Source organism: Paenibacillus sp. FSL P2-0173 (assembly GCF_038008045.1).
GTDB lineage: Bacteria > Bacillota > Bacilli > Paenibacillales > Paenibacillaceae > Paenibacillus > Paenibacillus polymyxa_B.
The window spans coordinates 1-20,326 of sequence record NZ_JBBOYK010000008.1 but is presented as its reverse complement, the minus strand read 5'-3'; the positions used below and the strand labels follow the sequence as shown (position 1 = coordinate 20,326).

Annotated in this window: 18 protein-coding genes and 1 other RNA gene; 18 read left to right on the top strand and 1 reads right to left on the bottom strand. The window is 47.4% G+C overall.

Annotated elements, in window-relative coordinates:
• Positions 1 to 179: 179 nt before the first annotated feature.
• Genes MKX30_RS26140 through MKX30_RS26125 form a run of 4 tightly spaced genes read left to right on the top strand, consistent with a single transcriptional unit; the run spans position 180 to position 5,326 of the window.
• The gene (locus MKX30_RS26140) at positions 180 to 1,178 is read left to right on the top strand and encodes an ABC transporter ATP-binding protein (protein WP_340960068.1); all 999 of its coding nucleotides are present in this window, start codon (positions 180 to 182) and stop codon (positions 1,176 to 1,178) included.
• 20 nt (positions 1,179 to 1,198) lie between these two features.
• Positions 1,199 to 2,269, top strand: a complete 1,071-nt coding sequence (locus tag MKX30_RS26135; protein ID WP_341063869.1) for an ABC transporter substrate-binding protein — start codon at positions 1,199 to 1,201, stop codon at positions 2,267 to 2,269.
• A 4-nt stretch (positions 2,270 to 2,273) separates the two neighbouring features.
• A complete protein-coding gene (locus MKX30_RS26130) occupies positions 2,274 to 3,944 on the top strand; it encodes an ABC transporter permease (protein WP_028542573.1) in 1,671 nt (556 codons plus the stop codon).
• Complete coding sequence (locus MKX30_RS26125) at positions 3,941 to 5,326, top strand: MBL fold metallo-hydrolase (protein ID WP_053324365.1); 1,386 nt, start codon at positions 3,941 to 3,943, stop codon at positions 5,324 to 5,326. Before MKX30_RS26130 ends, MKX30_RS26125 begins: the two co-directional genes overlap by 4 nt.
• Positions 5,327 to 5,340: 14 nt before the next feature.
• On the opposite strand, the gene MKX30_RS26120 is transcribed toward MKX30_RS26125, so the two are convergent.
• Entirely contained in the window at positions 5,341 to 6,501 is a 1,161-nt protein-coding gene (locus MKX30_RS26120) for a S8 family peptidase (protein WP_053324366.1), read from the bottom strand.
• 404 nt (positions 6,502 to 6,905) lie between these two features.
• Here MKX30_RS26120 and rpoE point away from each other — a divergent pair, with 404 nt between their 5' ends.
• The 14 genes from rpoE (at position 6,906) to MKX30_RS26050 (ending at position 20,024) form a co-directional block, all read left to right on the top strand.
• Positions 6,906 to 7,457, top strand: coding sequence for a DNA-directed RNA polymerase subunit delta (gene rpoE / locus MKX30_RS26115; protein WP_013308216.1), 552 nt, complete (start codon positions 6,906 to 6,908; stop codon positions 7,455 to 7,457).
• Positions 7,458 to 7,860: 403 nt separating this feature from the next.
• On the top strand, positions 7,861 to 9,462 hold the full coding sequence (locus MKX30_RS26110; RefSeq protein ID WP_028542570.1) for a CTP synthase: 1,602 nt from the start codon (positions 7,861 to 7,863) through the stop codon (positions 9,460 to 9,462).
• A gap of 213 nt (positions 9,463 to 9,675) precedes the next feature.
• On the top strand, positions 9,676 to 10,044 hold the full coding sequence (locus MKX30_RS26105) for a response regulator (protein ID WP_013308218.1): 369 nt from the start codon (positions 9,676 to 9,678) through the stop codon (positions 10,042 to 10,044).
• A 247-nt stretch (positions 10,045 to 10,291) separates the two neighbouring features.
• Positions 10,292 to 11,146 carry a class II fructose-1,6-bisphosphate aldolase gene (gene fba, locus MKX30_RS26100; RefSeq protein ID WP_013308219.1) on the top strand — a complete coding sequence of 285 codons (855 nt, stop codon included), beginning with the start codon at positions 10,292 to 10,294 and terminating at the stop codon, positions 11,144 to 11,146.
• A gap of 240 nt (positions 11,147 to 11,386) precedes the next feature.
• Positions 11,387 to 12,640 (top strand): UDP-N-acetylglucosamine 1-carboxyvinyltransferase, encoded by a 1,254-nt coding sequence (locus MKX30_RS26095; RefSeq protein ID WP_013308220.1) that lies wholly within the window; start codon positions 11,387 to 11,389, stop codon positions 12,638 to 12,640.
• 258 nt (positions 12,641 to 12,898) lie between these two features.
• The gene (gene rho, locus MKX30_RS26090; protein ID WP_069080583.1) at positions 12,899 to 14,236 is read left to right on the top strand and encodes a transcription termination factor Rho; all 1,338 of its coding nucleotides are present in this window, start codon (positions 12,899 to 12,901) and stop codon (positions 14,234 to 14,236) included.
• A gap of 95 nt (positions 14,237 to 14,331) precedes the next feature.
• Entirely contained in the window at positions 14,332 to 15,603 is a 1,272-nt protein-coding gene (locus MKX30_RS26085) for a radical SAM protein (RefSeq protein WP_061831800.1), read from the top strand.
• A gap of 156 nt (positions 15,604 to 15,759) precedes the next feature.
• The gene (rpmE, locus tag MKX30_RS26080; RefSeq protein ID WP_025719104.1) at positions 15,760 to 15,957 is read left to right on the top strand and encodes a 50S ribosomal protein L31; all 198 of its coding nucleotides are present in this window, start codon (positions 15,760 to 15,762) and stop codon (positions 15,955 to 15,957) included.
• 110 nt (positions 15,958 to 16,067) lie between these two features.
• Positions 16,068 to 16,334, top strand: an RNA gene (gene ffs / locus MKX30_RS26075) — signal recognition particle sRNA large type.
• A 158-nt stretch (positions 16,335 to 16,492) separates the two neighbouring features.
• Positions 16,493 to 18,244, top strand: coding sequence for a DNA polymerase III subunit gamma/tau (gene dnaX, locus MKX30_RS26070; protein WP_028542567.1), 1,752 nt, complete (start codon positions 16,493 to 16,495; stop codon positions 18,242 to 18,244).
• A gap of 43 nt (positions 18,245 to 18,287) precedes the next feature.
• Positions 18,288 to 18,599 (top strand): YbaB/EbfC family nucleoid-associated protein, encoded by a 312-nt coding sequence (locus MKX30_RS26065; protein WP_013308226.1) that lies wholly within the window; start codon positions 18,288 to 18,290, stop codon positions 18,597 to 18,599.
• 27 nt (positions 18,600 to 18,626) lie between these two features.
• Positions 18,627 to 19,226, top strand: coding sequence for a recombination mediator RecR (gene recR / locus MKX30_RS26060; RefSeq protein ID WP_013308227.1), 600 nt, complete (start codon positions 18,627 to 18,629; stop codon positions 19,224 to 19,226).
• Between the two features lie 214 nt (positions 19,227 to 19,440).
• Entirely contained in the window at positions 19,441 to 19,752 is a 312-nt protein-coding gene (locus MKX30_RS26055; protein ID WP_025676300.1) for a DUF2508 family protein, read from the top strand.
• Entirely contained in the window at positions 19,749 to 20,024 is a 276-nt protein-coding gene (locus MKX30_RS26050; RefSeq protein WP_025719099.1) for a pro-sigmaK processing inhibitor BofA family protein, read from the top strand. The genes MKX30_RS26055 and MKX30_RS26050 overlap by 4 nt, the downstream gene beginning before the upstream one ends.
• The last annotated feature ends 302 nt before the right edge of the window (positions 20,025 to 20,326 follow it).

The following is a 20,326-nucleotide window of genomic DNA, read 5'->3' as shown; positions in this document are numbered from 1 at the left end:
AATCGAACAATCATGCCTATTTCTTTGGGGAGCAGCGTCAATCCCATCTATATAGATTAAATCTATGAGTGTTAACACAATTCATTGAAATAATTAATTTTGTTTTAACTTTCCAATAACACAGGTTGCGAATTCAAGTTTTACACTGGGGTCAGTCAGAAGAACAGGCAGGTAATGCGATGAATCAGGATCTATATATTCACGGATTAAGTAAAACCTTCAGCCAAATAACAGCGCTGTATGAGACGAATCTGGTAGTACGACGGGGCAAATTCACAACACTGCTCGGACCGTCCGGCTGTGGGAAAACAACGCTCTTGCGCTTGATTGCTGGTCTGGAGATACCGGATACTGGCACAATCACGATGGGAGAGGAAATTCTTTTTTCGGCAGAACGCAAAAAGGATATTCCCGCCCATCTCCGCCACTTTGGCATGGTCTTTCAGGATTTCGCGTTGTGGCCGCATATGACGGTGTTTGAAAATGTGGCCTTCGGCCTGCGTGCGGGCAAGCGTGGGAAAGGGTTCGCCAGCGCTCGAGACAAGGAACTGCGGACAGTGGTGCTGGAGGCGCTCGACATGGTCAGATTGTCAGGGATGGAGGATCGGTATCCTCATCAGCTGTCCGGTGGTCAGCAGCAGCGGGTTGCCTTTGCAAGAGCGGTTGCTATCCGGCCTCGACTTGTTTTGTTCGACGAGCCGCTCAGTGCGCTGGATGCGGTGCTACGGGAGGAGATGCGCATTGAGATGCTATCGCTTGTGCGCGATCTGGGGCTGACCGCCCTATATGTTACCCATGATCAGATCGAGGCCATGTCAATGTCTGATGAAGTGGTTGTTATGAAAAGTGGGCATATTTTGCAGACCGGAACACCAGAGGTGATCTACAGTTGCCCAGCTCATACAGAGGTAGCGAGGTTTATTGGCAAATCCAACTGGCTGGAGTCGGAACGAACACTATTTCGTCCTGAACATGTCCGTTGGGAACAGGAGCAAGCGGATCAGCACGCTTTTACAGTAAAGATCCTGCATGTCAGCTATGTCGGCGATCGTTATGAAATTCGTATACTAGCCGAGAACGGCGAACAATGGACTGCATATCACTCCATCCGCTTGCCCATAGGTCAACAAATGCACATTTGGGTATCACCGCAACACATCCACCAACTTGAAGCATAGGGAAAAGGGGTAAATATAAGATGATGAATAGGCATGTTTTTCGTACAGGATGGAAAAAAGGGACGATGCTCGCATTAACATTGACTTTTGGACTCGCTGTGGCGGGTTGCGGAACAGCAACGCCATCCAAGGATGGGGCGCCAGCTAATGGATCAGCAGGACAAGCTGAGGCGGCATCCACCGATCAGAAGCTGGTGGTCTACAGCGCAGGCCCGGATGGACTGGCGAAAAAGCTGGTAGCAGGGTATGAGGCGCAGAGCGGAGTTAAGGTAGAGTTGTTCCAGGGAACGACAGGAAAAATTTTGGCCCGCATGGAAGCTGAGAAGACGAATCCGGTAGCGGACGTGGTTGTGCTGGCATCGCTTCCATCTGTACAAGGCTTGAAAAAGGAAGGACTTACGCTGCCTTACCTGGATGCCAAGAACGCAGACAAGCTAAACCCAGACTGGTCCGATAAGGAGGGCAACTACTTCAGTACCAGTGCTTCTGCTCTGGGCATTGCGTATAACACGAAGCTGGTGAAAACACCACCAACTTCATGGGCTGATTTGGCGAAGCCTGAGTACAAGGATCAGGTTAATATTCCCGATCCATCCCTGTCCGGCTCTGCGTTGGATTTTATGACAGGCTATCTGAGCGCCAAGGGCGATGGAGGCTGGACGTTGTTCGAGCAGTACAAGGCTAACGGTGTTGCTATGGCTGGTGCCAATCAGGAAGCGCTGGACCCCGTGATTACCGGAGCTAAAGGTATAGTCGTCGCTGCGGTCGATTACATGACCTACAAGGCAAAAGCCAAAGGCGAGCCGATTGACATCGTCTATCCGACAGAGGGGACGGTCATCAGCCCACGTCCTGCCGCAATTCTCAAGTCAACGCAGCATGAGCAGAATGCGAAGGCATTCATTGACTATCTGTTGTCGGACGAGGCACAGAAACTAGTAGCAGATGCCTCCTTACTCCCGGGCCGCACGGATGTCAAAGCCGACAAGCGTGCCAACCTGGACGAGATTCCATTGTTGAAAACCAATTGGGAGTGGATGGGTGAGCACGGATCACACGTGACGGAGAAGTTCACGCAAATGTTCAAGTAAGCCGATGGGAGGCTTATCCGTTAAACACATCAGAGCGTGGTGTCTGACGCTGGCTCTGATCGCGCTTCTTTTCCTGATTGTGATGCCGTTGCTGCAAATCTTTATCCAAAGTGTGTATGTTGATGAAAAATTTCAATGGGATGCGCCTTTTCGAACATTAGCTGCTTCACCATTTGCCGGAGTGCTATTCAGCTCGATTTGGCTAGGTATCTGTGTGATTGCAGGAACGACGGTGCTTGCACTTCCGCTAGCCTGGATCATGTCCAACACTCGTCTTGCACACTGGCGCTGGTTGGATGTCGTGTTGCTGATTCCGTTTATGACCCCGCCCTATATCGGTTCCATGGGCTGGATTCTGTTCATGCAAAAAAACGGATATCTGGAGCAGTTGTTCCCGGACCTGCATTTCTTAACGCCGTCCTTCTTCAGCCTTGGTGGCATGGTGATGATCATGAGCCTGCATCTGTTTCCATTCCTGTACCTGCTGCTGCGCGGGGCGCTGGTGAGGATTGGCGGGAGCCTGGAAGAGGCGGGTGCCGTAATGGGCGGCGGCTTTCTGTACAGATTCCGTCGAATCATTTTACCGCTGCTGCTTTCAGCTTACGGAATGGGCGCGTTGCTCATTTTCGTTAAAACGATTGCCGAGTTTGGCACCCCTGCTACCTTTGGGCGACGTATCGGGTATGAGGTCATGACTTCGGAAATTCACAAATATATTTCCAGCTGGCCCATAGATTTTGGCAAAGCGACGTCAATGGCCTCGGTGCTGTTAACCGCCTGCCTGCTCATGTGGTATGCGCAATCGGTGATCAACCGAAAGTTTACGTACAGGCTGGTAGGTGGTAAAGGTTCGCGTCCGTCCCGTCTTCGTATATCCGGCTGGACTACGGGGCTAAGTGTTGCATACATTCTATTGTTGCTCATTGCGTCCATTGGCATTCCTTATTTTTCAATTCTTTCAGCCTCGACGATGAAGCTGAGGGGAATTGGGCTCGCCTGGGATAATTTGACGCTCGACTCTTACAAGGAACTGCTGTCTTGGGGATCAGAGAGCATGGAGGCGCTCCTGAACAGTGTATTTCTCTCTTTGGGTGCTTCGACGCTTGCTGTGGTGCTGGGCACTTGGTTTGCGCTTGTCATTGGCGGCTCACGCACAAGAATCCAACGGACGGTTGATGCATTTAGCTTGCTTCCGAATACGGTGCCGGGAATTGTTATGGTGGTCGGCCTGATTTTGTGGTGGAACTCACCATGGATGCCGATCCCTTTGTATAACACATACGGCATGGTCATTCTGACGTATGTTATCTTGTTTGTTCCTTATACGGTGCAGTATGTCAAAAGCGCCTTTACGCAGGTGGACACTGGTCTTTTTCAGGCGGGACAGGTATTTGGCGGGCGACCGTCTTACATATTCCGCCGGATTGTGCTGCCGCTGATTGTACCGGGAATGCTCGCTGGTTGGATGATGACATTTACCATTGCTTCACGCGAGCTGGTAGGATCGTTGCTGATTTTGCCGCCATCCGTTCAGACGTCTGCAACCTACATATTTGCACAATTTGAGCAGGGACAGGTGTCACTTGGGATGGCGATGGCCGTCATATCGGTCGGAATGACCACACTGCTGCTGATCTTAATGGAAAGCTTAAACTCGCAAAGAAAGTGGAAATGATCATGACCAAGCTTAGGATTTGGGGAGGAGCGGGCGAACATGGCCGCTCCTGCTATGTTTTTGAAGGAACGCAGCATCGCGTCATGCTGGATTGTGGCGTGAAGAAGGAAGGAACCGGACAATATCCGATTTTTCCGCCGCAAAAGGCGGAGGGACTGACCACTGTATTGCTGTCTCATGCACATGAGGATCATTCCATGGCGCTCCCCTTACTGTACAAGTATGGATACCAGGGGGAGGTCTGGACGACCAAGGCCACCGCTGAGCAGCTAGGCTCCTATTTTCGCTCCTGGCATACTTATGTTGAATCGAGAGGAGCCGAATTGCCATACGACGTACAGGATATCCAATCCATTGCTTATCGCTATCTAGAAGATGAAGCGCCAGCAGGAGAATGGCTTGAGGCTTGTCCGGGTGTGAGAATCATGTGGGGACGCAGTGGACATTTGGCTGGTGCAGTGTGGTATGCGGTAGAAATGGAAGGGAAGCGGTTGTTTTTTTCTGGAGATTACAGCCGCGAATCTGAGCTTCTTGCTGCCGATGCGCCAGACTTGGGTGTTGGGGAGGGGCTGCATGACCTGCCTGAATGGAAGTCAGAGCCCAATCTAGCGGACATATCCATTATGGACAATGCCTATGGCATGGATATAGACCCGCAGCCTGTTAAGCTGGAGCGGCTGAGGGTCGAGATGGAGCGGATATTATTGTCTGGTGGTCATGTGTTGTTGCCGGTGCCTGCCTTTGGCAGAGGACAGGACATGATCGTATGGGCTAGCGAGCAATTCCCTACACAGGCAATGATTGTAGAGCACGATATATGGCAGGGATTGAAACAGTTAGACCGCTGGAAAGAATGGCTGCGTCCAGAAGCTCCAGCGCGAATAAAACATGTGCTAAACAGTGACAGGGTCTTCGTGCCTCGTGGTGCTGCTGAACGAGTGAGTCTGCTGGAACAGAACCCAACGGCTATTATCATAACAAGAGACGGCATGATGGATTCCCCACAGGCGCGCTGGTACTATCAGTTTCTATCGGATAACCGCAACATGGGGGAGGGTGAAGATAGCGGAGAAAGCATTAGCAACATTGTTATATTGACCGGGCATGCTCCACATGGTTCTTTTGGCAAACATCTGTTGGAACGTGCAGATCAAAATGACAGCTGTGTAGCTCGGCATTTGATTTACAAGGTGCATCAGGGATTATCAGATGTGCGGCAAATGTTGAAGGAGCTGCCTAGCAAACAGGTTGTACTCGTTCATGCGCCAAAGCTGCAGACTGACCTGGTACGAGATGAGTTGATAAGAGCAGGAAATCGTGGGTGTGAAGGTCCTGCCAGAAAAGTTCATTCTTTGGAGCCGGGCGCTACACTAGAGGTTTAGCATCACATCATCATTTACTTCGTGCCCTCCTGCATCAATCGGAAGGCATCGACTTCGCCAAGTTTAGTGGAGATAGAGCTGCGTCCAGCGCTTTTACGCAGGCGTAGCGGTGTGGCGGTACGCTTAAGCAGCGCTTTGATTTCTCCAGGCTCCAGTTCCGGTCTCAGTGAAAGGAGAAGTGCGATGCTTCCGGTCACATGGGAAGTAGCCATAGAGGTACCACTCATTTCGTGATGCTTGCCATGGATCCAGGAGGAGGTGATCTTTTCGCCCGGTGCGTACACATCTACAAATTGCCCTCGGTTGCTGAAAGGTGCGATGCGTCTGTATTTGTCAGTAGCACCCACTGAAATCGTCTGGGAATAGCGGGCTGGATAGTCAATACTTCGGCGCTTGCCCTCATTTCCCGAGGACGCTACAATCACGATGCCGTTATGATATGCTTTATTCACCATATCAAGTAGTGCCTTGCTGCGCGACTTCATACCAAAGCTCATATTGATGATATCGACACGATTTAATACACACCAGTCGATACCAAGAATGATATCGGAGACGTAGGCAGCTCCATTATGATCAAATGCTTTTACGGGATGAATTAAAGCCCGTGGTGCTACGCCGACCATACCTTCGTCATAGTTGGACGCCGCGATAGTTCCAGCAATATGAGTACCATGGCCGTTATCGTCATAGGGTAGCATGGTTCGGTTAAGCAAATTAATACCTCTGGCGAGAGAATGACGAAGATCAGGATGTTGAAAATCCGCTCCTGTGTCAATCACACCGATTCTGACCCGATTCCCTGTCGAGGAAGGCCAAGCCTTGTATGCACGTACCTGTTTGACTCCCCATGGCATGGAAAGGTTCTTTTCTGCTTTTGGTATATGAGCAGTTTCAGCGTGGACCTTCATGCGGGTATCTTCTTCAACGGTAACACCGTTGTGATATTTGCCTAGCCTGTCTCCCCCTGAAAGCGGAGCGATTAAAGCGCGGATTAGTCGGGCCGGTTGTACTTGCCGTAATCCCGCAAGCTCGGGTTTCAGCTTCCTGAGATAGGACAGGCATTCCCGGTATTGGTGAGGCTTATCGAACGTGATGATCTGTTTGTTCCGTCCACTGCCGGACGGCTCCGAAATACCCTCATGCAAACGCTGCAAAAAATCCGGATAGTCCATTTGAGACGGTCCCCCTCCGATGAGCCATGCTGAGGTATTGTATGAGCAAGCGTCAGCTGCGGCATGGGAAACCTGCCCCTTTTTTATGGAAATAGGCCTGCTTGTCGTGTCAAAGTGGCTGTGGACACATACGATACATGGAGGGCATAAGCTCTTGTGCAACAACTTTGGGGGGTTCTCCCGGAGCGGGTACAGTCGAAGACGGGGGGGACCCCGTCTTTTTATGTGTGCCGTCTTGTTTAGAGGGATATTACTGGAAATTATGACGATACCCATCTTTAACTTGCAATTTGCTTCCAAATAGGTTTTACTTAGTTTTGATAATGGATATGTTAGTATTGCATGTATCGTGTATGCTCTGAAACATGTTCTTGTGAATTACGTGTGAGAGGAAGTGTCCCTAGGTGAGTACCCCACTCAACTTGAAGATTGACCCGGAGAAAGTCCACGAGACTCCAATGGTGGACTTGGCATTTATGGTATTGAAAGCAGCCAATACTCCGTATTATTACCGTGACCTGATGAAGGAAGTCGCCAAATTGCGTGGCTTTTCCGACGAAGAAATTAATGACGTTATTGCTCAGCTATATACTGAAATCAACATTGACGGGCGTTTTGCCTGTGTCGGTACGAATCTGTGGGGCTTGAAACGTTGGTATCCGGTAGATAAATCCGAAGATGCCCTGACAGGCGCCAAGCGTCCTCGCATTATTAACGACGAAGACGATGACGATGAAGATGACTATCATGAGGAAGAAGAAACATACAACTCTGATGACGACTTCGATGCAGATAGCGAAGACGAGGATGGCGAAGATGAGCTGTTCGACGGAGAAGAAGATGATGATGATAGTGATGAAGACGTGGTTATAGACGATGAAGACCTCAGTGATGAGGAAGATTCAGAAGATGAAAATGACGATGAGTCGACGGAAGACGACGATTCGCTTCGTTAGGAAACAGGCTGTAAGGGGAGATGCGTTCTCCCCTTTTTCATGACCGTTTTCTTGAAAACCTCTTCTGATTTAAAGCTTTCAGGTGGATTCTCTCCAATCTGGTTCAATGGACAAATTAACACAGATAACTTCCTTGACAGCGGATTGGACACGGGGTAAACTATTGCTTGGGCTTATGATTGATTCACTTATATGTTTGCTTTTTGTATAAAAGTGCCCCGTACTACGGGAGTGCTTTTTTGTTTTTTATAGGGGTGTTTTCACTCATGAAAGAGGGCTAAGGGCGGCGGACATGGAAAATGATTCCGCTGCCTTCTTCATGGATGATAATCCGTGCAAACGGGTTACGATAACATCATAATGTCGCCTGAATTTTGCATCTTATCTAGGAGGGTTTTGAACAGTGACAAAGTATATTTTTGTGACAGGCGGGGTTGTGTCTTCCTTGGGCAAAGGGATTACGGCAGCTTCACTGGGGAGGCTTTTGAAGAACAGGGGACTGAAGGTAACGATTCAAAAATTTGATCCTTACCTGAATGTCGATCCGGGTACGATGAGTCCTTACCAGCACGGTGAAGTGTTTGTAACGGATGATGGTGCGGAAACGGACCTTGACTTGGGACACTATGAGCGCTTTATTGATATTAATCTGTCCAAGAACAGCAATGTCACAACAGGCAAGGTATATTCCAGCGTAATCAGCAAAGAACGTCGCGGAGAATATTTGGGCGGTACGGTGCAGGTTATCCCTCATATTACGAACGAAATCAAGGAGCGCGTGTACCGTGCAGGCCGTGAAGCAGGTTCGGACGTAATTATTACAGAAATCGGCGGTACTGTGGGCGATATTGAAAGCTTGCCATTTTTGGAAGCTATTCGTCAGCTCAAAAGCGAAGTTGGGCGCGAGAATGTAATGTACATTCACGTAACGCTCATTCCTTATATTAAAGCTGCTGGTGAGGTTAAAACCAAACCAACTCAGCACAGTGTAAAAGAATTGCGCAGCATCGGCATCCAACCGAATGTCATTGTTTGCCGTACAGAGCATGAACTGTCCTCCGATATGAAGGCAAAAATTGCATTATTCTGCGATATTGATGCGAATGCAGTGGTAGAATGCCGCGATGCATCAACCCTCTACGAGGTTCCGTTGAACCTGCGTGAAGAAGGCTTGGATGAAATCGTAGTTAACCACCTCAAGCTGACAACACCTGCACCAGATATGACCGAATGGGAAGGGTTAGTTGATCGAATCAGCAAGCTGGATAAAACGGTTGAGATTGCTATTGTTGGTAAATATGTTGCATTACATGATGCGTATTTAAGTGTGGTTGAATCACTTTCCCACGCTGGATTTGATGCGAATGCAGACGTAAAAATCCGTTGGGTGAACGCTGAAGAAGTGACGGACGAGAACGTAGCTGACATGCTGGGCGGCATTGGCGGCATTCTCGTACCGGGTGGCTTCGGCGATCGCGGAATTGAAGGCAAAATCAGTACCATTCGTTATGCACGGGAGCAAAAAATTCCGTTCTTCGGCATTTGTCTGGGTATGCAGGTATCTGTCATTGAGGTTGCCCGTTCCCTGGCTGGTCTCGAAGGAGCTAACAGCTCGGAAATTAACCCAGCTACGGATTATCCTGTCATTGACTTGCTTCCTGACCAAAAAGACATCGAAGATTTGGGCGGTACGATGCGTCTTGGCTTGTATCCATGCAAACTGGCGGAAGGTTCCTTGGCTTCGGCTTGTTACAACGACGAGCTGGTGTACGAAAGACACCGTCATCGGTACGAATTCAATAACGAATATCGTGAAGTTATTGAAAAAGCAGGTCTTCGTATTTCCGGTACTTCACCGGATGGACGCTTGGTGGAAATTGTGGAGCTCCCTGAGCATCCGTGGTTTCTGGCGGTACAGTTCCACCCAGAATTTACTTCCCGTCCGAATCGTCCGCAGCCTTTGTTCCGTGAATTTGTAAAGGCAGCATTGCAGCTTCAAGGTTAATGTTTGGGCTTGTAAGACCTCCTCAGGGAGGTCTTTTTTTATCCCATGCTTCCTGATTATGAAAGAATATTCCACAATTATGTATAAGAGCAGGATTTTCTTTTTGCAGGAGCGAATATAGTTTTAAGTATGGGACGGATATTGTACGTCATCGGACGCTGTTATGGCAATAGCTGCATGATCCTCGTTTTAAGATCTTAGGAGGTTAAAACATTGGAAAAGAAGAAAGTATTAATCGTCGATGACCAGAATGGAATACGGATTTTATTGATGGAAGTGTTCGGAAGTGAGGGTTATGAGACCTTTCAGGCGGCGAACGGAAAAATTGCACTTGAAATTGTTGAGAAGGAACCACCTGATCTGGTTCTGCTCGATATGAAAATTCCAGGTATGGACGGACTCGAAATTCTGAAGCATCTAAAAACCATGAATCCTGATATCAAGGTTATTATGATGACAGCATATGGAGAACTGGACATGATTAAAGAGGCGACGGAGCTAGGTGCGCTAATGCATTTTACCAAGCCCTTTGATATTGACGAAATGCGGATCGCTGTGAACAAACAACTCAGAGGTGATTAGGTGAGTCACTATGGTTGAGAACTCTGTTAACACAACAGGGTTTTTTGTTTGTGATTATGGGAAATACTGAAAGTAAATCCTCTCCTTATACAATTCTATGGAAAAACGGCGTCCTGGGCGTGATTTTTGTATGTGTTGATATGCAAAAGCTTGTTTAGTATTTAACATGGGTTGTGGTATAATAAGCCCGTATGTGATGTCGGCTAAAATATAGACAAACCCAAACACCTTTAGGAGGACTGTAACCATGCCATTGGTATCTATGAAAGACATGTTGAACAAAGCACTCGAAGGAAAATATGCAGTAGGTCAATACAACATTAATAACCTGGAGTGGACTCAAGCTATTTTGGGCGCTGCTGAAGAAGAAAAATCCCCAGTAATCTTGGGTGTTTCTGAAGGCGCAGCACGTCACATGGGCGGATTCTACACTGTTGTTAAAATGGTAGAAGGTCTTATTCATGACATGAAAATCACCGTTCCAGTTGCGATCCATTTGGACCACGGTTCCAGCTTTGAAAAATGTAAAGAAGCTATCGACGCTGGTTTCACATCCGTTATGATTGACGATTCCCACAGCCCGATCGACACAAACATTGCTACAACGAAAAAAGTGGTAGAATATGCTCATTCCAAAGGCGTTTCCGTTGAAGCTGAAGTTGGAATGGTTGGCGGTCAAGAGGATGATGTTGTCGGCGACGTAATGTACGCTAAGTTGGACGACTGTCTGCGTATCGTTAACGAAACAGGTATCGATACACTGGCACCTGCACTGGGTTCCGTACACGGACCTTACAAAGGCGAGCCAAACCTCGGATTCAAAGAAATGGAAGAGATCTGCAATGCAATCAAACTTCCACTCGTTCTGCACGGTGGTACTGGTATCCCAACACATGACATTAAAAAAGCAATCTCCCTGGGAACTTCCAAAATCAATGTAAACACTGAGAACCAAATCGTATTTGCGAAAGTGGTTCGTGAAGTGCTTGCTGAGAAACCGGATGCTTATGACCCACGTACATTCATCGCTCCAGGTCGTGAAGCGATTAAACAAACCGTTATCGGTAAAATTCGTGAGTTCGGTTCCAACAACAAAGCGTAATAATGAATTAAACTGGTCGTGCGTCTGCACAGGCTAGATGTATTTCTTAGTTGTAGCTGTAGTTCTGCTGCACAAAATATTTAAATCTGTACAGTTGAATAGTTTGGTATGGAAAGCACACCGCTTAGCCGGTGTCTTTCCATTTTCACCACTAAAAAAGTTAAAAGTTTATGATTTGAGATTATTGTTTGAGATTATTGTTTGACCGACTGCAAAACACGTAGGGGGACCCTCAAGCTTATGGAAAAATTGATGATCACCGGTGGACGGCCGCTTCAAGGTACAGTTTCCATCAGCGGTGCCAAAAACAGTGCCATCGCCTTGATTCCCGCAGCCATTCTGGCAGAGTCGGAAGTCATTTTGGACAATTTGCCACTGTTGAGTGATGTGGCGGTGTATTCCGAAATACTGGAGGAACTTGGTGCAACGGTTACCTGGGAAGGTAGCCAGATGAAAATAGATCCTTCCTCTATTAAATCCATTCCTATGCCGAATGGGCCTGTTAAGAAATTACGAGCCTCTTATTATATGATGGGAGCCATGCTGGGCAGATTCAAGGAAGCGATCATCGGTTTGCCAGGAGGGTGCAATTTCGAACCCCGGCCCATTGATCAGCATATTAAAGGTTTTGAAGCGCTGGGTGCCACGGTTACGAACGAGCACGGTGCTATTCATTTGCACGCCAAAGAACTGCGCGGAACCAAAATTTATTTGGATGTTAGCAGCGTAGGCGCTACCATTAATATTATGCTGGCGGCAGCACGTGCCAAAGGCGCCACAATTATTGAAAATGCGGCTAAAGAGCCTGAGATTATAGATGTAGCAACCCTTTTAAACTCCATGGGGGCCATTATTAAAGGCGCCGGTACGGAAACGATTCGAATTGAAGGTGTGTCGGAGCTGCATGGTTGCCGTCATTCGATCATACCTGACCGTATACAAGCGGGCACATATATGATTGCCGCTGCGGCAACCCGTGGAAATGTATTGATTGACAACGTAATCCCCAAACATATGGAGGCTCTCACTGCAAAAATGCAGGAAATGGGCATCGGCATCGAGGAATATGATGAAAGTATTCGCGTACTGGGTGCACCTTCCTATGAACATGTCGACGTTAAAGCCTTGATATACCCCGGATTCGCCACAGATTTACAATCTCCCATGACCAGCTTGCTTACCCAAGCACAGGGTGTCAGTGTATTGAGCGATTTTGTGTACAGCAATCGTTTTAAGCACGTCCCTGAGCTGGTGCGAATGGGGGCTAAAATTCGCGTAGAGGGTCGGTCCGCCATTATAGAGGGTGGTCAACTGAATGCAGCTAAAGTAAAAGCAGCAGATCTGCGCGCCGGAGCGGCCCTTGTCATTGCTGGACTTACAGTAAGCGAAGGCGTAACCGAGGTGACGGGTGTCGAGTACATTGACCGTGGTTATGATCACCTTGTCTCCAACCTGCGTCTTTTGGGCGCGGATGTATGGCGGCAAACTGAATAATTAAACCATGCAGTTTTTTCGAACTCCCGGACGAAAGCAATAGAACGGGCAACATCTATGCAGCCGCTGCTTGATAAAAGATTGTGGTTCATACCTAACAATCTTTTATCGGAAAACCGGAATAATTCGGTATAATCCAGGCAGATGGCTGCATAACTTTATTTGTTTTGGTTAAAATTATGTTAATGGTGTTTATGATATCATTGTCTATCATTTAGATGTATGAATGGACTTAATAATTGAATAGGTGGTTATTATATGGATCTGCAAATTTCCGATCTGGAAGAAATGAAGCTGACCGACCTGTACAAGCTGGCCAAGCAATACCAGATCCCGTACTACGGAACGCTCAAAAAGAAAGAATTAATTTTCGCCATCCTGCGCGCACAAGCTGAGAAGAGCGGATTGATGTTTATGCAGGGGGTTCTGGAAATCCTTCCCGAAGGTTACGGCTTTCTGAGGCCGATCAATTATCTCCCGAGTACCGAAGATATTTACATCTCTGCTTCACAAATCCGCAAGTTTGACTTGAGGACAGGCGATCTTGTTTCCGGTAAATGCCGAACGCCAAAAGAGAATGAACGATATTTTGGATTGCTTCAAGTTAACGCCGTCAATGGAAGAAGTCCTGAGCAAGCTGCTGAGCGGCTACATTTTCCTGCACTGACTCCACTGTATCCGCAAACCAAATTAGTCCTTGAAACTTCCCCCAACCATTTGTCTACGAGAATTATGGATGTACTGGCCCCTGTCGGACTTGGACAGCGCGGACTCATTGTAGCACCTCCCAAAGCTGGGAAGACGCTTCTCCTCAAAGAAATTGCCAATAGCATTTCTACCAACAATCCCGAGATCGAGCTTTTTGTCTTGTTGATTGATGAACGCCCCGAAGAAGTGACCGACATGCAGCGTTCTGTTAAAGGTGAAGTTGTGGCCTCTACATTTGACGAACTTCCTGAAAATCACATCAAAGTGGCAGAACTCGTGTTGGAGCGTGCACTGCGTCTCGTAGAACATAAAAAGGATGTTGTCATCCTGCTGGATAGCATCACACGTTTGGCTCGTGCGTACAATCTCGTTATCCCTCCTTCTGGTCGTACTTTGAGCGGGGGTATTGATCCGGCGGCATTTCACCGTCCAAAGCGCTTTTTTGGTGCGGCTCGGAATGTGGAGGAAGGCGGTAGCTTGACGATTCTTGCTACAGCGCTGATTGATACAGGATCACGCATGGACGATATCATCTATGAGGAGTTTAAAGGTACAGGCAACATGGAGCTGCATTTGGACCGCAAGCTGGCAGAACGTCGTATCTTTCCTGCGATTGATATTCGTCGTTCCGGCACACGCCGTGAGGAAGTGTTGTTGAATAAGGAAGAATTGGATACCATCTGGGCCATTCGTAAAAATATGACGGAAAGCCATGATTTTGTGGAAGGCTTCCTCAAAAAGCTGCGTAATAGCAAAACTAATGCTGAGTTTTTGGCTTCGTTTGATTTGACGGCACCTTCTTCCAGTGGCTCGCAAAGCAGTTCTGGTGGGCAACAACGGAGAACGGCGCGTTCTACCACAGCGTCAGTCCCGGCCACAACCAACTAAAACCCATCATGTATTTTATCTGTTCCGTAAGTACACAGTCGTTACCATTCATTTTGTTAATGGCGCAGGCTTAACGGAGCGAAAGGAGCTCCATAATGTATTTGGTGTATGCCGACGAAAAAGGCAATGTATATGATCATGCTTCTTTGTATGGGCTTGCCCGTAGTGCAGACATGATTGTTGAAATCATGGAGGATGAGCTTATTCCGTTACCGGAAGGAGCTACATTGGTAAGCCTACCCAGCACTCGCCCGGTCGGTATGAACCCTGAAACAGGGGAAATGGTTTCTCTTCCCGGAGATATGCAAGCAGTAGGGGCTTTATTGCCGCAAGGTTTTACACGCTTGTGCCTGCCGGGATATGTGAAGACCGATAAGGAGTACAAACTTCCCTTGTTCGGTTATTCGGCTGTAGTCTGGAAAGACGGGGCATTTTATGTAACGGCAGAGCAGAGTGACAGTCCATCCAAGTGGAATCCGGAAAACTGTGACCGTCATCAAGTTAAATTGGGTGTGCAGCGGATGACGGAGCAATATCCCGAAAATCGGCTGTACCAACATTTGTCTAACTGTGCGCTGGGCTACGAATGTCTTACTTCCTCGAACACATTCCTGAATCGCTGGGAAGGAGGAGTTCCGGTATCTTATTCTTGTAATGCGGGTTGCTTTGGGTGTATATCTGAACAGCCGGATGACAGTGGTTTCGTATCTCCGCAGACAAGAATGAACTTCCGTCCTCGCGTCGAAGAAATTGTAGAAGTTATGCTGGAACATTTGAAGACACCGGAGTCCATCATCAGTTTTGGCCAAGGTTGCGAAGGTGAGCCTTCCACACAAGCCAAACTGATTATTGATTCGATCAAAGAGGTGCGTTCCATTACCGATATGGGATACATCAATATCAATACGAATGCGGGATTGAGCGATCATATCCGGGGAATCGTGGATGCGGGTCTTGATCTGATGCGCGTCAGTACCATTAGTGCACTGGACGATCACTACAATGCGTATTACAAGCCGCGCGGTTACACGTTGGCTAATGTGGAAAAATCACTTCGTTATGCTTCCGAACAGGGAGTATATACGTCGATTAACTATTTAATTTTTCCGGGTGTAACTGACCGAGAGGAAGAAATTGAGGCAATGATTGAATTTGCCAAACGTACTAAGCTCAAGCTGATTCAAATGCGTAACTTGAATATCGATCCTGAAAGCTATCTGGAGTTGATTCCACCTGCTCAAGGTGAGATTCTTGGTATGAAGCAAATGCTTGAGATTTATCGTGAGGAGCTGCCTGATGTAGTCATCGGTTCTTACACTCATGTACCGCCACAAGGGCTGGCACGTCCCAAATTTGCCAAGGCCTAAAATGGTCGATGTAACTTGAAACACACCTATTTTATGCCATCTTTGAATGCAGAAAAGAGTTGTTGAAACGCTCATATTCAAGTGCTATAATGTGAACATGTGTTCATACAACTCTGGACTGATAGGACGTTCAGGGCGGAAAGAGGTGAAAGTTCAATGCAACAAGCTATTCAACCAAATTTTAACGTAACTAATGTCACTTGTGCTTGCGGAAATTCGTTTGAAACTGGTTCTGTGAAAGGATCTCTGCGTGTGGAGATTTGCTCCGCCTGCCACCCATTCTTCACAGGCAAGCAGAAATTTATTGATGCTGGTGGACGCGTGGATCGTTTCAAAAAGAAATACGGTATCTAATGGATTACCGCAGGTTATAAAGTTATTAGAGCCTTCTGCAACTGCAGAGGGCTCTTTTTGTAATAATGTGTATTTGCTTTTTATGCGGCCTTAAGATATACTTATTTTCACCGTGCTAGATGGGGAGGTAGCGGTGCCCTGTAACTCGCAATCCGCTATAGCGAGGTTGAATTCCTGTTAGAGGTGTTGTTGATGTGAGGCTGGTCCCTGCGCACAATGTTGACGGCTGGGTCCTCCGCAATGAGTACTTGTGAACCTGGTCAGGTCCGGAAGGAAGCAGCCATAAGCAGGTCCACTCTTGTGCCGGAGGGTTGCCTAGCCCGAGTTGTTGTTCAGGATTGCCGCTCGGATCACAACGATCAATAACAGGTGCACGGTATATATTGGTAATTAGAACATCTTGGCAATCATTGCGAAGATGTTTTTTTGTGTTTTATAAATTGGAAGGTGTCTGGTTTAGATTCGGACGGGAGTATAGTATAATGAAGTGACCATGAATGGTCATGAAAGTGAATGGGAAAGAGGGTAACGCGCATTGGAACATATAGCGTTGTACCGTGCTTGGCGGCCGCAGGCTTTCAAGGACATGGTAGGACAACAGCATATTATCCAGACATTGCAGAATGCCATCCGCGAAAATCGCACGTCCCATGCCTACCTGTTCAGCGGTCCACGAGGAACAGGTAAGACGAGTGCGGCCAAAATTTTGGCCAAGGCAATCAACTGTGAGCATGGACCTGCGCCGGAACCTTGCAACGAATGCGAAGCCTGTAAACGGATCACGGCCGGAGCGGTCATGGATGTACAGGAGATTGATGCAGCCTCCAACCGGGGCGTTGAAGAGATTCGTGATTTGCGCGATAAAGTCAAATATGCGCCCACAGAAGTGCGGCACAAGGTTTATATCATTGATGAAGTGCACATGCTGACGACGGAAGCGTTCAATGCGCTGCTCAAGACGCTGGAAGAGCCGCCGCCACACGTGATGTTCATATTGGCTACGACTGAACCACATCGGATTCCGGCAACAATTATTTCACGTTGCCAGCGGTTTGACTTCCGGCGGGTATCGCTGGAAGAACAGACAGAGCGGCTTGACCTGATATGTCAACAGGAGAACATACAGGCTGATTCGGATGCACTGCAGTACATTGCGCGTCTTTCAGATGGTGGGATGCGAGATGCGGTTAGCGTTTTAGATCAGATATCCTCGTTTACAGATGGTCGGGTTACTTATCAGCAGGTGCTGGATATGACGGGAGGTATTGCGTCCGAGCAATTCGGTAAGCTTGCCTTGGCATTACTGAAAGAAGATGTGGGCACGGTGCTCCAAATGATCGAGAACTTTATGCAGGAAGGTAAAAGTGCGGATAAGTGCATGGAGAATCTTCTGTACTATTTCCGAGATCTGCTAATGATCAAGATGGTGCCTCAGGCGACCAAAATGACGGAGCGAGTGCTGGATCCAGAGCGATTTAAGGAAGTGGCAGATGCTTTTACCAAGGAGCAACTCTTTGCGATGATTGACACCCTTAATCGTTATCAGAGCGAGATGAAATATGCCGTACAGCCACAAACCTTGTTTGAGGTAGCTCTATTGAAGCTGTGCAGTATTCCGGGGGAAGCAGGAACTGTTGCTCAGCCGACCGCACAACGCTCTGGCGCTGCAGCTGATCAGGAAGATGTGGTAATGTTGAAGCGTCAGCTTGCTGAGCTGGAAAAGAAACTGGAGCGCGCGCTGCAAGGTGGATTGGGCGCTGGAGCGGGACAGGAAGCATCGTCGGGTGGTCGTCAGGCTTCCGGGGGGCGTGCCCCTGCTCCGCGGATTTCAGCGCCAGCCAAGCTTCCTTCTCAGTTGGATCGCTATATCGCTGAGAAGTCGAGCGAAGCATTCGCAGCAGCAGGACGTAAGTGGAGCCAGATTTTGCAAGGGGTAAAAGAGGCAAAAGTTACGGTTCATGCTTGGTTTATGGATGGTGAGCCAGTTTCTGTGTTAGAGGACAGTGTGCTGGTTGCATTTAAGAACAATATTCATCGTGAAACTACCGAAAAGCCTGCCAATAAGCAGGTCATCGAGAAGGTATTGCATGAGCAGTTGGGTCATCCTTATCGTTTAGTAACGATGATGCAAAAGGATTGGAATGCTGCGATTGAAGGAGTTTCCGACCAGCCTGCCGAAGAATTGCAACTGGAGCCGGAGCATGATGCGCCGGGAAAGTCCAAGGAGCCCTGGATTGATGAAGCTATTCAACTTTTCGGGGAAGACCTAGTAGTCATTAAAGATTGAATCAAGTTTCTAGATGTATACTTCATTAAAGGAGATGATTGAAATGAACAATATGAACCAAATGATGAAGCAAGTGAAAAAAATGCAGGAACAAATGCTGAAAGCCCAAGAGGAGCTTGGCGGAAAAGTAATCGAAGGAACTTCTGGCGGCGGTGTTGTGACGGTGGAGGTAAATGGACATAAAAAAGTGTTGTCCATCACGATCAAACCGGAAGCTGTAGATCCTGATGATGTAGAAATGCTGCAAGATCTTGTGCTGACTGCTGTCAATGATGCTTTGTCCAAAGCAGATGAACTGGCTAATGATGATATGGGTAAATTTACAGGCGGCATGAAAATTCCGGGCTTGTTCTAGCCTGCTGCATAAAGGAGAAACACGCTATTGTATTATCCGGAGCCGATTGCAAAGCTAATTGATGCTTTTACGCGCCTGCCGGGAGTAGGGCCGAAGACGGCTGCCCGGTTGGCTTTTCACGTACTGAAAATGAAGGAAGATGATGTGATTGACTTTGCCAAAGCGCTGGTCAATGTAAAACGCAATCTTCACTTCTGTTCAGTCTGCGGCAACATTACGGACACAGATCCTTGTCGGATCTGTCAGGATAAGACGAGGGATACCTCGGTCATTTGTGTTGTTCAGGATTCCAAGGATTTGGTGGCTATGGAGCGTACCAAAGAGTTTAATGGTTTTTACCATGTGCTTCATGGGGCGATATCTCCTATGGAGGGAATTGGTCCTGAGGATATCAAACTCAAGGAATTGCTGAACAGACTCAGTGATGAACGCGTCAAGGAGCTGATTTTAGCTACGAACCCGAACATTGAAGGAGAGGCCACGGCCATGTACATTTCTCGGCTAGTGCGTCCTTTTGAAATCAAGGTTACTCGTATTGCTCATGGATTGCCAGTGGGTGGAGATTTGGAGTATGCCGACGAGGTTACCCTGTCCAAAGCGTTGGAAGGCCGTAGAGAGCTCAATTAATAGGTGTATTTATACGTTATAAATAGGGAGTCTGAAATGTCCTTTGGGCATTCTCGACTTACTTGGGGGAGCCGCTACGGCTCCTTTTTTATTTGCCGTGATAGATGGCAGTATAGATCGTTCCTGGTTCTAAGTTTGTCCTTAGTTCAATAAGTATGAATAAGGTAGTCTTGCAGACTGTGCACATAATTCAGCTTGTGAGGAGGATGAACGGATGTGGGAACGGATGAAACAAAATTTCCGTCGTCAGGAGAATGGCAAATCAGAAGCGGAGTATCGGCAGGAGTTGTTTGCCCAGATTCGGGCTTCGCATGCGGAATGGCTAAGAGCGCATCGTTTATTTCATGAAGCTACGGGTAAAGATGAGATCGACTACGCTATATTTGTTCTAGAAGCTGCAGAACGTAAATATCAGATACATTTAAAAAGCGCGAAACAGCAAGGCCTGCATCGTTTCCATCTGCCTGCAGATGAACCTGGGTATGCCAATGATACGGATCGTGTTCACAAGCGGAGAGCTGAATGAAAGGGGCGGTCTGGCTTGTTCTGATTGCCTGTGTCGGGATGCTACTATTTCTAATCTTAAAAAAACGTTTGGGTATCGGCTGGCTTGTAGTATTCGGGGCGCATATGGGCCTGGCAGCCATCGCATTGTATGTTATCAATTATTCAGGGTGGATTACGCAGGTGTACATCCCGATCAATCCAGTGACAATGGGGGCGGTAACGATATTAGGTTTACCTGGGATTGTCCTTTTACTGGGATTGAAAATAGTATTATTCGGACAGGCCATATGAAAACTTAAATGTTATTGTTTCTATTTTTAAAATATAGTTGACGGCGAATTCAAAAATGTGATACATTAATTCTCGGCCCTTAAAGCCCGGGAATTTTTTGTGAGAACAACATTTGAATGAAATTAAAAAAATAATTTTAAAAAAGTGTTGACTTAAATCCTGAATGTGTGTTATATTAATCAAGTCGCCGCTGAGATGCGGTGGTGAAACAAAGTAAGACATAATGCAGGTTTGATCTTTGAAAACTGAACAACGAGTGAGTAAAACGATTTTGTTCGCAAAATCAAACAAGAGATATTTTA